We start from the raw sequence: 14,057 nt of genomic DNA on the forward strand, positions 1-14,057 counted from the left end.
GGCAAGCGCCACCGCAGCGATGCACGCTAGGATGTCCGACTGACACGCAAACCCTGGGCGGTCACGACTAAAGTGCGAATTGCGTCACACTTAACAAACGAGCGAAACGCCTACCATGCGGTGGCGGAATTTGGGGCCGCGTCTGTTTTCTTTCGTTTGAATATTTTCACGCCTGCAGGGGCGGGGAGCCTTTGCGCATGACTTTTCAGCCCAGTCCGTCGGGACATCCGGGCCGTGACCAACGCTTGCTCGAACAGGCGCACGCCGTGTTCGTGCCCGCACTCGCGCAGGTTTTTGCCGCTGCAGTCGCACACTTTGACGATGTGCTGTTCGATCGCGCCGAATCCGCGGGCACATCGCAGTTGTTGTTTCTCGACGGCATGCGCGAGTTGCGCCGCAAGCGCGACGAAGTGGCCTCGCGGTTCCGCCAGCAGCTGGACGACGGCTGGCAGGCGTTGTTGCTGGGCGAGCCGCTGTCGGCCGAGGTGGTCCTGGCAGGCGACATCGGCACCGGCCCGCTGAGTCTGGTGCCCGAACACGTGCTCGAATCGCGGCTGGCGGTGCGCAACCTGGCCACGGTGCTGCTGCGCGACTTCAAGCAGGTGCTGGCGCGGGTGGACCGCCGCCTGGGCTGGATCGCCGGCGGCCTGGAACTGGTGGCCGACACCAACCCGCTCGGTCCGGAGCATCTGGGCGTGGCGATCCACGAAGCCTTCGCCACCTGCGACCTGGCGCCGGAAGTGCGCCTGGTACTGATCAAGCTGTGCGAGCGCGACCTGGCCGAGCCGATCGGCAAGCTGTATGCGCGCCTGGACGAGACGCTGGCCAAGGCCGGCGTCATGCCGGAAATCTCCCAGCCCAAGCGCCCGCCGCCGCGCGTGCAGCCACGCGGCGACACGCCCGAGGAGCGCGCCCAGGCCGAGGCCCAGGGCGCGGCTGCCGACATCGGCGGCGACGACCAGAGCGACCAGTACGCACCGGCCTGGGCCAACCGCTTCCTGGACCGCTGGGCGCACAGCCGCGGCCGCATGCAGGCCGCCGCCCAGCGTGGCCAGGCCGGTGGCGGCGTTGCCGGCGGCATGGATGGGGGCGAGGCCGATCACCCCGGCGGCAGCCAGGGCATGTTGCTGGAAGCGTTGCACGAGTTGCTGCAGCAGACCCGCAGCGTGCGCGACAACACCGCCTCTGCCGCATCGGTGGCGGTGGGCCAGCAACGCCCGCTGAGCCAGCGCGAGATGATGTCGGTGCTGTCGCTGCTGCAGGCCACGCCGAGCGCGACGCTGCAGGCGGCCATCGGCGACGACACCGAGTCGCTGGCGCAGCGGCTGAAGAACGAAGTGCTGTCCAGCGCCACGCGGCTGGGCGTGGACCCGGCGACCGCGCGCCTGGACCCGATGGATGAGGATGCGATCGACCTGGTCGGCATGCTGTTCGACGTGATGCTGGACGAGCGCGATCTGGAAAACCGTTCGCGCGAAATGATCGGCCGGCTGGTGGTGCCCTTCGTCAAGGTCGCGCTGCTGGATCGCAAGATGTTCGTGCAGAAGACCCATCCCGCGCGGCGCCTGCTCAATTCGCTGGCCGAGGCCTGCGAAGGCAACACCGGCGACAGCGCTGCCGAGCGTGTGCTGATGGGCAAGGTCGAGGAAATCGTCGACCGCCTGGTGGCCGAATTCAACGAGAACCTGGCGATCTTCCTGACCCTGGAAGAGGAATTCCGCGATTTCCTATCGCAGCATCGGCGCCGGGTGGAAATTGCCGAGCGGCGCGCCACCGAAACCCAGCGCGGCCAGGAAAAGCTCGAGCTGGCACGCAGCCGCGCGCTGTCGGAGCTGGAACAGCGCACGCAGGCCGGCACGCCGCTGCCCAGGGCCGTGGAGGATTTCCTGCGTCAGCCGTGGCTGCACCATCTGACCATGGCGATCCTGCGCGACGGTGAGGAAGGTCCGGGCACCGTCGAGGCACTGGCCCTGGCCGATGGCGTGCTGGAAGAACTGGCCGAGGCACGTCGCCACATCGTCGGCAAGCCGTGGCTGCAGGTCTGGCAGCCGGCCCTGCATCGCGTATTTGCCAGCGTCGGCCTGCATGGCGACGCGGTGGTGGTGGCGATCACCGCATTGCACGACACCTTGCAGGCCATCGCCGAAGCGCGCCCGGAGCTGGAAAAGGCCTTGCCGGAGCTGCCGCAGGTCAACCTGCCGCCGCCGGCTGCCGAAAGCGTCAGCGTGGTGCTGGGGGCCGAGGCGGTGGCGCAGAGCATCGACAGCGCCGATGCCGAGCGTTTCCGTGCGATGGATATCGGCACCTGGCTGGATTTCGTCGACAAGGACGGCAAGGTGCAGGCGGGCAAGCTGTCGTGGGTGAGCCCGATCTCGCAGCGGCTGCTGTTCGTCAATCGCCGCGGCGTACGCTTCTGCGTCGCCTCGCCGGAGGAGCTGGCGGTGATGGTGCGCCTGGGCAGGCTGCGCGAGCACATCAACGACGGCGCCTTCGACAGCGCCATGCAGGGCGTCATCGACCGCCTGGATCCGTTGCACAACAGCACCGTGCACTAACGGGTACCGCGCGATGCGCTTGCCGCATCGCGGTACGCTCAGGCCCGCGCCGGTCCGATAAAGTCCAGCGCCGCTTCGATGACCGAGGCATGGTCGACCATGCGGTTGTGTCCCAGGCCTTCGGTGGTCAGCAATTGCGCCTGCGGCCACAGCGCCGCAAAACGCGCGCCTTCGTCCCAGGGTGTCTCGCGGTCGCGGCGGTCATGGATGATCAGGGCCGGACGCTGGAAACGCGGCAGATGCGGGGACGCATCGAAATCGGCAAAGCGTTTGCCGGTGATCGCATGCAGCAGGTCCTCGAACGGAACGAAGGTCTTGGCCGCGATGCCAAAGGCGCGGAACTGCCGGCGTGCGGTCTCGGCCGGGGCCAGCAATGGCGCGATCAGCACGTAGCGCGCCGGCTGCCAGGCCGCTTCATCGGCGAACACGACCGATGCCGAACCCAGCGAATGACCGATGAAGGCCGCCGGCCGGCCGAAGCGCCGCCCGATCCGGCGCAGCACCTCGACAAAGTGCGGCATGTAGCTGATGCGCCCACCGCTCAATCCGTGCCCGGCCTGGTCGAAGGCCACCACCGCATAGCCCAGCGCCTGCAGCCGTGGCACCCAGGCGGCAAAGCGCAGGCCATAGCTGGACCAGCCGTGGGAGAGCAGGACATACGGTTGCTGCGCCGGGTCGCCCCAGACATACACCGCGATCTCGATACCATCGATGGACAGGCTGTCGCGGCCCACGTCGGACAGCGTGGCCAGGGTGGATGCGGCGTGCCGGCGTGATGCTGCATCCGGCGTCACGAAGCGGCGCGCCAGCAGGCGGCCGGTCGGGCCGGGAGCCAGGCGGCTGGCCGACCCGAACAGCGTGCGGGTCAGGCGCATGCGCCAGCGGGAAAATGCCTTGGCCATGAAAAAACTCGCTGGGGAGGGGCTACATCCGGCGCCGATCTTGACGCTGGCAAGATGCGGGGCGAGTCTGCACCGCCAATCTTGTCAGCGTCAAGATTCCCTGCTCCAATGACATCCCGATTTGCGAAGCCGCCATGTCCCACGCGCCCAAGTCAGCGACGTATCACCATGGCGATCTGCCCGCCGCCCTGCGCCGCGCGGCCTGGGAGATCGTCGGCGAATCGGGTCCGCGCGGGCTGAGCCTGCGCGAGTGCGCCCGCCGTGCGGGCGTTTCGCATGCCGCACCGGCACATCACTTCGGCTCGCTGGAAGGCCTGGTGGTGGAACTGGTCGCAGACGGGTACGAACGCATGGTCGAGTGGATCGTGCAGGCCCAGCGCGAGGTCGACCCACTGCTGGGCGGCGGCCTGGGCTATATCCGGTTCGCCATCGCCTACCCGCAGCAGTTTCGCTTGATGCAGAGCCTGGAGCCGCAGCGACGCAGCCTGCCGCGCCTGCTGGCAGCCACCGATGCGGCAATGGCCTGCCTGCGCGATGCCTTGCATGCGGCCTGGCTGGCCCGGCACGGCAGTGCGCCGGATGCGCACCTGCTGCATCAACGGGTGCTGCTGGCCTGGAGCGCGGCGCATGGTTATGCGTGTCTGGCCATCGACCACCGCACCGAAGCGGTGGCGCTGGCGCCGCCCGAGCAGTTGCTCGCCCCGATGCTGCCGGCCTTGCTGACGCCCTGAGCGTGGCTGCCGCGCTCTGCTAGCATCGCCGCGACGACAGGCGCGAGCGGGGCAAGCCATGGCTGTGCAGGTGCTGGTGCTGAAAGAACACGCGGCAGGCGAGCGCCGTGTCGCCGCCACGCCGGAAACGGTCAGGAAACTGGTCGCGCTCGGCGCCAGCGTGTGGATCGAGCCAGGCGCCGGCTGTGCCAGTAGCATGGCCGACGCCGCGTATCTGCAGGCCGGGGCGCAGCTCGCCACGGCAGACACGCTGGCGCAGGCCGAGGTGCTGCTGAGCGTGCAGGCACCGCCCACCGAGCTGCTGCAGCAATGCAGGCCCCACACCGTGCTGATCGGCATGCTGGCGCCGGACGCCGACCCGGCACGTGCGCAGGCGATCGCCACCGCTGCGCTGGTCGCGTTTCCGCTGGAGCGCCTGCCGCGCACCACACGTGCGCAATCGATGGACGTCTTGAGTTCGCAGGCCGGCATGGCCGGCTACAAGGCCGTGCTGATCGCCGCGCAGCTGGCGCCGCGCTTCTTTCCGATGCTGACCACCGCCGCCGGCACCATGCGCCCGAGCAAGGTGTTGGTGATCGGTGCGGGCGTGGCCGGGCTGCAGGCGATCGCCACCGCCAAACGGCTGGGCGCGCAGGTCGAAGGCTTCGACGTGCGCCCGGAAACCCGCGAGCAGATCGCCTCGCTGGGTGCGCGCTTCCTGGATCTGGGCGTGAGCGCGGCCGGCGAGGGCGGTTATGCGCGCCAGCTCACCGACGACGAACGCGCCGAACAGCAACGCCGGCTGGCCGAACACCTCAAAGGCGTGGACGTGGTGGTCTGCACCGCCGCCGTGCCCGGCCGGCCGGCGCCCAAGATCCTGAGCATGGAGATGCTGCACGGCATGCGCGCCGGCAGCGTGATCGTCGATCTGGCCGCGGAAACCGGCGGCAATTGCGCTGCCACCCGGCCCGGCGATACCTATGAGCGCGACGGCGTGGTGATCGCCGGCCCGCTCAACCTGGCCAGCCAGGGCGCGGTGCACGCCAGCGAGATGTTCGCGCGCAACGTCTACGCGTTCGCCGCATTGCTGATCAAGGATGGCGCGCTGTCGTTCGACTGGGACGACGAACTGCTGGCCAAGACACGCTGGTCGGCGCCAGCGACTGCGTAGCCCCGCCGAGCCCATGCGCCTTGCGCTCTGGCGGGTAGGAGCGCGCTGGCGCGCGATGGCGCTTTATCGGTAACGCTCCGTCGCGCGATGGCGCTTATCTGTGATGCTCCATCGCGCGCCAGCGCGCTCCTACGGTGGCCGCGCGTGACTGGGATGCACCGGTGTGCTGGCGGGTTGCGCTTGCCGCGGCAGCGCCGCGTCAGTCGTCGGTGGGCGGATGCTCGCGCAGCCAGGTGCTGCGTTCGGCCGGGCTCATTTTCTGCCAGCGTTGCTGCAGCTCATTGCGTTGTTGCTGGTTGAGCGTGCGCATGCGTTCGAACAAGGCCTTGGCCTCGCGGCGTTGCTCCGGGCTCATGTTGCGGAAGCGGTCCATGCCGGCCTTGGCCTGTTTGCGCTGCTCCGGGGTCATGTCCAGCCAGCGGCGCGCATGGCGATACATGCGCGGGCGTTCTTCCGGCACATCGTTCCAGCGTTCGCGCAGCGCATCGATCAGCACCTGCCGCTGCTGCTGGGTGAGCTTGTCCCACTCGGGCATCGGCGTGTCTGCCTCGCGCGGTCCGGGTCCTCGCGGGCCGGGGCCATCCGGCGGTGGCGGTCCCGGCGGTCCGGGGGAATGGGCCTGAGCCAGCAGGGACGCGCAGGGCGCGGCGCACAGCAGCAGGGTCAACAACAGGCGGGTGGTGCGGGTCATCGTGCTTATTCCATGGCCAGGGCGGTATCGGACCCCAGCCAGACGTACAGGTCCGGATTCTGGGTGAGCATGTCGTCGGTATCGGTGGTGGTGCCGGCGACCACCTGGGTCGGAGCGCGGTCCGGCGAGGCGCGCTCGCCCGGACGCAACTGCAGGCCGATGCCGACCGCCAGCAGGCCGGAACACGCAGTCGCCAGCAACCAGTAGCCGCGCCGGGCGCGCGTGGGAGCGGTCGCCTGACGGGCCTGGCGCAGGCGCGCCAGGGTCTGCGGCGGCAGGCTGGTCAGTGCGGAGGCATGCAGCTGGCGCAGGTGCGCATCCAGCTGGGCCGGGTCGTGGGAGCGGTTCACAGGAAATCCTCGAACTGTTTTTGCAACGCGTCGCGCGCACGCGACAGGTGGGTTTTGACCGAGCCTTCCGAGCAGCCCATCGCCTTGGCGGTGGTGGCCACGTCCAGGTCTTCCAGCACGCGCAGCGTGAACGCTTCGCGCTGGCGCGCCGGCAGGTTGCGCAAGGCCTCGACCAGCCGTTGGTAGGCCTGCTGATGCTGTTGTTCGTCCACCGGGCCGGTGCCGGGGTCGGCCCAGTCGATGGTGCCCTCGTCGTCGGCGCGTTCGGCCGGCGCCCAGAACTTCAGGCGGAAGCTGCGCCGGCGCTGCAGGTCGATGATGCGGCTGCGCAGGATGCTCCAGAACAACGGCGTCCATTCGGTGGCCGGGCGCTCGCGGTAGCCGAGCAGCTTCACCATGGCGTCCTGCACGGCGTCCAGCGCATCTTCGCGGTGACGCAGGCCGGCCTCGGCAAAGCGGAACGCACGCGGGCCGATGCCGGCCAGGAAGGCGTCCAGCGAAACCGGCACGGTGGCGGCCGGTGCGGCAGGTTGCGGATCGAAAGGGGTTCCCACCAGCACAGCGTAGCTTCCGCGGAGACGATACGACGTCAACGGGCGAGTGCCGATTCGGTTGACACGCGCCCGGGCGCGCACGGCGTGGGTATGATCGGCGGGCCGCACCGGCCAGTGGAGCGAACGACGATGAGCGACGGATTCGTAGCGCTGTACATCTTCATGCTGGCGGCCATCGCCGGCCACGTGATCATCTCGCGGGTGCCGGTGATCCTGCATACCCCGCTGATGTCCGGCTCCAACTTCATCCACGGCATCGTGCTGATCGGTGCGATGGTGGTGCTGGGGCATGCCGATACCACGCTGGAAAAGGCGCTGGGATTTGTCGCGGTGATGCTGGGTGCGGGCAATGCGGCCGGTGGTTACGTGGTGACCGAGCGGATGCTGGACATGTTCAAGTCCAGCAAGAAGCCGTCGGGCGGGGACGCGCCATGAACGTCTCCACTGCCGAGCTGCTGGCATGGCTGGTGAAGTCCAGCTATCTGGTCGCGGCGACCTTGTTCCTGCTCGGGCTGCAGCGCATGGCGTCGCCGCTGACCGCGCGCAGCGGCATCCGCTGGGCCGGGCTGGGCATGCTGATCGCCACGGTGGCGACATTCTTCCTGCCCGAGCTGCATAACGTGCCGCTGATCCTGGCCGCGCTGGCGATCGGAACCGGCGTGGCGTGGTGGTCGGCCAGGAAGGTTGCCATCACCGACATGCCGCAGATGGTGGCCTTGTACAACGGCATGGGCGGCGGCTCGGCGGCGGCGATCGGGGCGGTGGAGTTGCTGCGCTTTGCCTTCTTCGCCAACCGCGATACCACCCACTGGAGCGCCCAGGCGATCGCCGAACTGGCGGCGCGGCGGCCGGACACCAGCACGGTGGTGCTGGCGGTGGTGGGCTCGGCGATCGGCGCAGTGTCGCTGTCCGGGTCGATCGTGGCCTGGGCCAAGCTGGATGGCCGGCTCGACCGTCGGGTGACCTTCGCGGGCCAGCAGGCCTTCAATCTGCTGGTGGCACTGGCGGTGCTGGTACTCGGCATCTGGGCGGCCAGCAGCCTGCAGCCGCTGGCGATCATCGCCTTCTTCGTGGTGGCGCTGGCGCTGGGTGTGTTGATGACGCTGCCGATCGGCGGTGCCGACATGCCGGTGGTGATCTCGCTGTACAACGCATTCACCGGCCTGGCGGTGGCGTTCGAAGGCTATGTGCTGGGCAACGAGGCGCTGATCATCGCCGGCATGATGGTCGGCGCGGCCGGCATCCTGCTGACGCGCCTGATGGCCAAGGCGATGAACCGGCCGATCAGCGGCGTGCTGTTTTCCAACTTCGGCGGCGGCGGGCAGGCGCAGGAGATCGCCGGGGCGCAGAAGCCGATCGAGGCCGGCGACGTGGCGGCGATGATGGCGTTCGCCGAGCGGGTGGTGATCGTGCCCGGCTACGGCATGGCGGTGGCACAGGCGCAGCACAAGATCTGGGAGCTGGCGCAGCGGCTGATCGCGCGCGGGGTCAAGGTGAAGTTCGCAATCCACCCGGTTGCCGGGCGCATGCCCGGGCACATGAACGTGCTGCTGGCCGAAGCCGGCGTGCCCTACGACCTGATCGCCGACATGGACGACATCAACCCCGAGTTCGCCAGCACCGACGTGTCGCTGGTGATCGGCGCCAACGACGTGGTCAACCCGGTGGCCAGGACCGACCCGGCCAGCCCGATCTACGGCATGCCGATCCTGGACGTGGTGAATTCGAAGAACACGATAGTGATCAAGCGCGGCAAGGGCACCGGCTTTGCCGGCATCGAGAATGCGCTGTTTTACGCCGACAACACCCGCATGCTGTACGGCGATGGCGCGGAAGCGGCCGGCGCGCTGGTCAGCGAGCTTAAGGCGCTGGACGGGGGCGGGCACTGAGGCGTCGTGCGGCTGACTTGGCGGATGAATTTGCGAAGCCACTTGGTCGAGGGGGCGGTGTTCTCGCTGCCAGTTCCTTGCAGCTGAGCCGCAGATCGGCTGCTTCACGAACGCTCTATCCGCACCATCCGGCCAGTCTTATCAGCCAGCCCGAAACAAGCCACCGAGTTGAGCCGCTGCCGTTACCCGGTTTGCGCTGGAAAGCCGATCGAACGCACGGTGATCCGAACAACACACACCATGCTTTGCTTGCAACCAAACCACCGACCATCTCGACAGGTCCTTGCCGGCCCATCGTCGCGGGACCTTACGCGGCATGGAAGCCGCGTAAGAGCCTACATTGACGTACTTGCGGCGTTTCCTGCGATGGTGGGCCGGCAAGGGCCCTGCAGCAAACTCGCAGCGTCGAGGGCGCGGCGAGGACACCGCACCGGTTACCGGTTGCTCTGTCGAAAACCATGTACACCGACTATCTCGACTGGTCCTTGTCCGCTCACCGTCGCGGGACCTTACGCGGCATGGAAGCCGCGTAAGAGCCTACAAGGACGTACTTGCGGCGTGTCCTGCGATGGTGGGCGGGCAAGGACCCCGCCGCCAAGCCGCACAGCTCCCTGGATATCGCTGCGTCAGGAAAATAAAGCGCCAGCGCTAAGCAGGAGCGGCGTGACTTGCGCTGTGTACATGAAGCATCAGCTTCAACGGATGCCGAATGGCAGCCGTTGCGAACGCGTCCGACTCAGCGCGCCGCCCACCACGCCAGGACCAGCGCGGCGGCATAGCACAGCAGGTCGAAACCGTTGTTGGCCAGTTGCAGCAGGGTCCAGGCCAGCCCGGCGCCCATCTTCTGTGCCGAGGTCCACGGGTCCAGGCCCAGTGCGCCACCCAGCTGCGCCGAGGCGATGCCCCAGTTGGCGCCGACGATGACCAGCGCGGTCGCCACGACCGCGATGCCGATGCGCAACGGGCCGGCGCCCAGCGTGCCCAGGCGCAGCATCCAGACGATTTCCAGGGCCACCAGCACCGCCATCCAGCCGGCCTGGTTGCCCAGCGCAAGCGCGATGAGCATCCAGGCGATCAGGGCGGTGACGCATCCCAGCAGCAGGAGCGGGGGCCAGAGCCAGTGGGCGGTTCTGGCGGACGCGGTGGTAGGCGGCATTGGAGCTCCTGACAGTGCGCACATGATAAAGCGCGCGATGTACTTTGCGCGGTGATGGACGCGCCGATGGAATGCAGCGTCGTCGCCGGCTCCATCCCGCAACGGCAGCGGCCTTGCCGTGGTCGGCTAGAATGGCGGACTTGCGCGCATCCGCCGCGGCCCCATATCCAGCCCATGTACTCCCGTAGCAGCGAACCCGTCCAGTTCGAACGCGATTGCGATGCCGTCATGGTGCCGCAGGGCGATTCGGTGACCCTGCCCGCAGGCAGTTACGGCTATATCACCCAGGCGCTGGGTGGCAGCTATACGGTCTTTGTCGAAGGCAACCTGTTCCGCATTGCCGGCAAGGATGGCGATGCGATCGGCAAGGAGGCCCCGCCGGGGCTGGAATTGCCCGCCGATGCCAGCGACGAAGAGGTGGAGGCACTGGTGTGGCAGCAGCTGCGCACCTGTTTCGACCCCGAGATCCCGTTCAACATCGTCGATCTGGGACTGGTCTACGAGGCGGTGGTCAGCCATCGCGAGGAAGACGACCAGCGCCGGGTGGACGTCAAGATGACCCTCACCGCGCCCGGTTGTGGCATGGGCGAGATCCTGGTCGACGACGTGCGCAGCAAGGTGGAGATGATCCCGACCATTGCCGAGGCCGACGTCGAGCTGGTCTTCGACCCGCCGTGGGGCCGGCATATGATGTCCGAAGCAGCCCGTCTCGAGACCGGCATGCTCTGATCGTCAGGCGCCATGTCCAACAGGTGGCGCCGCGTCCTTTCGCCCGCCATACAGGAATCTTCCGGTGTCCGTGTCCTTCGCTTCCACCCGTTCCCCGTCGCCGCGCAGTGCCGACGAGCTGTCCGTGATCCTGGCCGCGCCCGGCTTCGGGCTGCATTTCACCGACCACATGGTCGCCATTTCCTGGACCAACGAGCTCGGTTGGCACGACGCGCAGGTACGCGCGTATGGCCCGCTGCAGCTGGATCCGGCCGCCTCGGTGCTGCATTACGGCCAGGAAATCTTCGAAGGCATCAAGGCCTACCGGCATGCCGACGGCTCGATCTGGACCTTCCGCCCGCAGGCCAATGGCGAGCGGCTGCAGCGCTCGGCGCGGCGGCTGGCGCTGCCGGAACTGCCGGTGGACCTGTTCGTCGAATCGCTGCGCCAGCTGGTGGCGGTGGATGCGAGCTGGGTGCCGTCGGCCCCGGAAACCAGCCTGTACTTCCGCCCGTTCATGATTGCCGACGAGGCGTTCCTGGGCGTGCGTGCGGCGCACAAGGCCTCGTACTACGTCATCGCAAGTCCCGCCGGTCCGTATTTCGCCAAGGGCGTGGCACCCGTGTCGATCTGGTTGTCCACCGAGTACGCACGTGCGGCCAAGGGCGGCACCGGTGCGGCCAAGTGCGGCGGCAACTATGCCGCCTCGCTGCTGCCGCAGCAGAAGGCCTATGCGCAAGGCTGCTCGCAGGTGCTGTTCCTGGACCCGGTGGAAGGCAAGTACATCGAAGAACTGGGCGGCATGAACGTGTTCCTGGTCTACAAGGACGGCACGCTGGTGACGCCGGAACTGTCCGGCAGCATCCTGGAAGGCATCACCCGCGACAGCATCCTGCAACTGGCACGTGATCGCGGCATGCAGGTGATCGAGCGCAAGGTCGCCATCGACGAGTGGAAGCAGGGCGTGGCGTCGGGCGAGATCACCGAGGTGTTCGCCTGCGGCACCGCTGCCGTGGTCACCCCGATCGGCGAGCTGAAGGGCGATGGCTTTGCGGTCGGCGATCTCTCCGCACCGGCCGGCGAGGTGACCATGTCGCTGCGCCAGGAGTTGACCGACATCCAGTACGGGCGCGTCCCGGACCGCCACGGTTGGCTGGTGCGTCTGTCCTGAGCCAGCGCATCGCGTCAAAGAAGGCCTCTGTGCGGTCGCGCAGGGGTCTTTTTTTTGGGGCAACGCAGCAGGTGTGTGCCAATTCCTGTCCGGATATGTCGTCAACTGGCTGAACGGTGCCGTACGGTGTCACAAATCTGATATTTAATTTTTCGAAAGTGCGAACTTCTTATTGTCCAGTCTGGTTGTAGTGCGGTAGGTTCGCTGAACGGATCGATAACAGGGGATCGGTCCGGGACCTCGGTGCTGACCTATGGAAGGCGGCACCGGCTACCACCGCTACGGCGGTTCTCTTTGATCTAGAAGGGAATTCGATGTCGAACGAGTCTTTCCGCAAGCGCCCCCGCGCACTGACCATCCTGAGCGCAGCTGCGCTGACCTCGTTGTTGCTGGCAACCCCGGCCTTTGCCGGCGAGGTGTATCTGGATGGCCTCGCCACCGCCCAAACCCACCAGAAATTCATCGTGACCTATAAGGACGGCAGCACCGCGCTGGCCAGTCCAACCGCGCTGAGCACCTCGCTGCGCACCGCCGCGCGCGCTGTTCCGGCCAAGGCCGGCAAGGCGTTGGGCCTGAACTCGGTGCGCCGCCTGGCGCTGGGACCGGAGCTGGTCAAGGCGGACCGTGCACTCGACCGTGCCGAAGCCGAGACCCTGATGCGCCAGCTGGCCTCCGACCCCAACGTGCAGAGTGTGGAAGTCGACCAGATCCTGCACGCCACGCTGACCCCGAACGACACCCGCCTGTCCGAGCAGTGGGCCTTCGGCACCACCAATGCCGGCCTCAATATCCGCCCGGCCTGGGACAAGGCCACCGGCGCCAATGTGGTGGTGGCGGTGATCGACACCGGCATCACCACCCATGCCGATCTCAACGCCAACATCCTGCCGGGCTACGACTTCATCAGCGATGCCGCCACGGCGCGCGATGGCAACGGGCGCGACAGCAATCCCGCCGACGAAGGCGACTGGTACGCCGCCAATGAGTGCGGCTCCGGTATTCCCGCCGCCAACTCCAGCTGGCATGGCACCCATGTGGCCGGCACGGTGGCCGCGGTGACCAACAACACCACCGGCGTGGCGGGGACCGCCTACAACGCCAAGGTCGTGCCGGTGCGCGTACTCGGCAAGTGCGGCGGCTCGCTCTCTGATATCGCCGACGCCATCATCTGGGCCTCCGGCGGCAGCGTCAGCGGCGTGCCGGCCAACGCCAATCCGGCCGAAGTGATCAACATGTCGCTCGGCGGCGGCGGTACCTGCTCGACCACCATGCAGAATGCGATCAGCGGTGCGGTCTCGCGCGGCACCACGGTGGTGGTGGCGGCAGGCAACGATTCTGCCAACGTGTCCGGTTCGCTGCCGGCCAACTGCGCCAACGTGATCGCGGTGGCAGCCACCACCTCGGCCGGCGCCAAGGCCAGCTATTCCAACTTCGGCACCGGGATCGACGTGTCGGCGCCGGGTTCGGCGATCCTGTCCACACTCAACAGCGGCACCACCACCCCGGGCAGCGCCAGCTACGCGTCCTACAACGGCACCTCGATGGCGGCGCCGCATGTGGCCGGCGTGGTCGCGCTGGTGCAGTCGGTCGCGCCGAGCGCACTCACCCCGGCTGCCGTGGAAACCCTGTTGAAGAACACCGCGCGTGCGCTGCCGGGCGCCTGCTCGGGCGGCTGCGGCGCCGGCATCGTCAATGCCGATGCGGCGGTGACTGCCGCCATCAGTGGCAGCAATGGCGGCGGCGGTGGCGGCACCGGCAACACCCTGACCAACGGCACGCCGGTCACCGGACTGGGCGCAGCCACGGGTGCGGAACTGAACTACACCATCGCAGTGCCGGCCGGTAGCGGCACGCTGACCGTGGCGATCAGCGGCGGCAGCGGCGATGCAGACCTGTACGTGCGTGCCGGCAGTGCGCCGACCGACACCACCTACACCTGCCGTCCGTACCGTAGCGGCAATGCCGAGACCTGCAGCATCAGCGCGCCGTCTGGCACTTACTACGTGCGCCTCAAGGCGTACAGCACGTTCTCCGGCGTGACCTTGCGCGCCAGTTACTGAGGCACGTCGGCACTGCCTGGCCCCGGCCAGGCAGTGCCGATCCGATCCGCTTCACCCCATCAGCGACCTATTGCCCACGTCTGCCGCATCGGCAGGCGCCGGCGGTGTGTTGCCGCTCGACCGGAATGGACATCGGTCAG

The 14,057-nt window shown here is 67.8% G+C and carries 13 protein-coding genes; 8 read left to right on the top strand and 5 right to left on the bottom strand.

Features of this window, described 5'->3' with window-relative positions; translation table 11 throughout:
- Positions 1–197: 197 nt before the first annotated feature.
- Complete coding sequence (pacR, locus tag ABQ137_RS04990) at positions 198–2,555, top strand: PacR family protein (protein WP_167708490.1); 2,358 nt, start codon at positions 198–200, stop codon at positions 2,553–2,555.
- A gap of 38 nt (positions 2,556–2,593) precedes the next feature.
- On the opposite strand, the gene ABQ137_RS04995 is transcribed toward pacR, so the two are convergent.
- Positions 2,594–3,457, bottom strand: coding sequence for an alpha/beta hydrolase (locus ABQ137_RS04995; RefSeq protein WP_349781388.1), 864 nt, complete (start codon positions 3,455–3,457; stop codon positions 2,594–2,596).
- Between the two features lie 134 nt (positions 3,458–3,591).
- Here ABQ137_RS04995 and ABQ137_RS05000 point away from each other — a divergent pair, with 134 nt between their 5' ends.
- Positions 3,592–4,188 carry a TetR/AcrR family transcriptional regulator gene (locus ABQ137_RS05000; protein ID WP_126966985.1) on the top strand — a complete coding sequence of 199 codons (597 nt, stop codon included), beginning with the start codon at positions 3,592–3,594 and terminating at the stop codon, positions 4,186–4,188.
- Between the two features lie 58 nt (positions 4,189–4,246).
- Positions 4,247–5,338, top strand: a complete 1,092-nt coding sequence (locus ABQ137_RS05005) for an NAD(P) transhydrogenase subunit alpha (protein WP_349781390.1) — start codon at positions 4,247–4,249, stop codon at positions 5,336–5,338.
- A 199-nt stretch (positions 5,339–5,537) separates the two neighbouring features.
- Here the strand turns inward: ABQ137_RS05005 and ABQ137_RS05010 are convergent, their stop codons facing one another.
- The 3 genes from ABQ137_RS05010 to ABQ137_RS05020 are packed head-to-tail and all read right to left on the bottom strand — an operon-like array spanning position 5,538 to position 6,939.
- On the bottom strand, positions 5,538–6,029 hold the full coding sequence (locus ABQ137_RS05010) for a DUF3106 domain-containing protein (RefSeq protein WP_039810786.1): 492 nt from the start codon (positions 6,027–6,029) through the stop codon (positions 5,538–5,540).
- A 5-nt stretch (positions 6,030–6,034) separates the two neighbouring features.
- Positions 6,035–6,379 (bottom strand): hypothetical protein, encoded by a 345-nt coding sequence (locus ABQ137_RS05015; protein ID WP_184432004.1) that lies wholly within the window; start codon positions 6,377–6,379, stop codon positions 6,035–6,037.
- Positions 6,376–6,939: an RNA polymerase sigma factor gene (locus ABQ137_RS05020; RefSeq protein WP_104608429.1), complete on the bottom strand. Its 564-nt coding sequence runs from the start codon at positions 6,937–6,939 to the stop codon at positions 6,376–6,378. The genes ABQ137_RS05015 and ABQ137_RS05020 overlap by 4 nt, the downstream gene beginning before the upstream one ends.
- A 123-nt stretch (positions 6,940–7,062) precedes the next feature.
- Here ABQ137_RS05020 and ABQ137_RS05025 point away from each other — a divergent pair, with 123 nt between their 5' ends.
- The gene (locus tag ABQ137_RS05025; RefSeq protein ID WP_046346232.1) at positions 7,063–7,368 is read left to right on the top strand and encodes an NAD(P) transhydrogenase subunit alpha part 2; all 306 of its coding nucleotides are present in this window, start codon (positions 7,063–7,065) and stop codon (positions 7,366–7,368) included.
- Positions 7,365–8,822: an NAD(P)(+) transhydrogenase (Re/Si-specific) subunit beta gene (locus tag ABQ137_RS05030; protein ID WP_349781393.1), complete on the top strand. Its 1,458-nt coding sequence runs from the start codon at positions 7,365–7,367 to the stop codon at positions 8,820–8,822. Before ABQ137_RS05025 ends, ABQ137_RS05030 begins: the two co-directional genes overlap by 4 nt.
- 736 nt (positions 8,823–9,558) lie before the next feature.
- On the opposite strand, the gene ABQ137_RS05035 is transcribed toward ABQ137_RS05030, so the two are convergent.
- Positions 9,559–9,978: a hypothetical protein gene (locus tag ABQ137_RS05035; protein ID WP_349781395.1), complete on the bottom strand. Its 420-nt coding sequence runs from the start codon at positions 9,976–9,978 to the stop codon at positions 9,559–9,561.
- 174 nt (positions 9,979–10,152) lie between these two features.
- Here ABQ137_RS05035 and sufT point away from each other — a divergent pair, with 174 nt between their 5' ends.
- From sufT to ABQ137_RS05050, 3 genes are all read left to right on the top strand, one after another.
- On the top strand, positions 10,153–10,707 hold the full coding sequence (gene sufT, locus ABQ137_RS05040) for a putative Fe-S cluster assembly protein SufT (RefSeq protein ID WP_016900709.1): 555 nt from the start codon (positions 10,153–10,155) through the stop codon (positions 10,705–10,707).
- A 64-nt stretch (positions 10,708–10,771) separates the two neighbouring features.
- Positions 10,772–11,857, top strand: coding sequence for a branched-chain amino acid aminotransferase (locus ABQ137_RS05045; RefSeq protein ID WP_039523741.1), 1,086 nt, complete (start codon positions 10,772–10,774; stop codon positions 11,855–11,857).
- 314 nt (positions 11,858–12,171) lie between these two features.
- Complete coding sequence (locus tag ABQ137_RS05050) at positions 12,172–13,917, top strand: S8 family peptidase (protein ID WP_024938591.1); 1,746 nt, start codon at positions 12,172–12,174, stop codon at positions 13,915–13,917.
- The last annotated feature ends 140 nt before the right edge of the window (positions 13,918–14,057 follow it).

Source organism: Xanthomonas sp. WHRI 8393 (assembly GCF_040203315.1).
GTDB classification, from domain to species: domain Bacteria; phylum Pseudomonadota; class Gammaproteobacteria; order Xanthomonadales; family Xanthomonadaceae; genus Xanthomonas; species Xanthomonas arboricola.

Bases quoted from the DNA above. Each gene is read 5' to 3' on its own strand.
- ABQ137_RS05030 (WP_349781393.1), top strand. From the start codon at position 7,365: ATGAACGTCTCCACTGCCGAGCTGCTGGCATGGCTGGTGAAGTCCAGC.
- ABQ137_RS05025 (WP_046346232.1), top strand. From the start codon at position 7,063: ATGAGCGACGGATTCGTAGCGCTGTACATCTTCATGCTGGCGGCCATC.
- ABQ137_RS05035 (WP_349781395.1), bottom strand. From the start codon at position 9,978: ATGCCGCCTACCACCGCGTCCGCCAGAACCGCCCACTGGCTCTGGCCC.
- ABQ137_RS05005 (WP_349781390.1), top strand. From the start codon at position 4,247: ATGGCTGTGCAGGTGCTGGTGCTGAAAGAACACGCGGCAGGCGAGCGC.
- ABQ137_RS05000 (WP_126966985.1), top strand. From the start codon at position 3,592: ATGTCCCACGCGCCCAAGTCAGCGACGTATCACCATGGCGATCTGCCC.
- ABQ137_RS05010 (WP_039810786.1), bottom strand. From the start codon at position 6,029: ATGACCCGCACCACCCGCCTGTTGTTGACCCTGCTGCTGTGCGCCGCG.
- ABQ137_RS04995 (WP_349781388.1), bottom strand. From the start codon at position 3,457: ATGGCCAAGGCATTTTCCCGCTGGCGCATGCGCCTGACCCGCACGCTG.
- ABQ137_RS05050 (WP_024938591.1), top strand. From the start codon at position 12,172: ATGTCGAACGAGTCTTTCCGCAAGCGCCCCCGCGCACTGACCATCCTG.
- sufT (WP_016900709.1), top strand. From the start codon at position 10,153: ATGTACTCCCGTAGCAGCGAACCCGTCCAGTTCGAACGCGATTGCGAT.
- pacR (WP_167708490.1), top strand. From the start codon at position 198: ATGACTTTTCAGCCCAGTCCGTCGGGACATCCGGGCCGTGACCAACGC.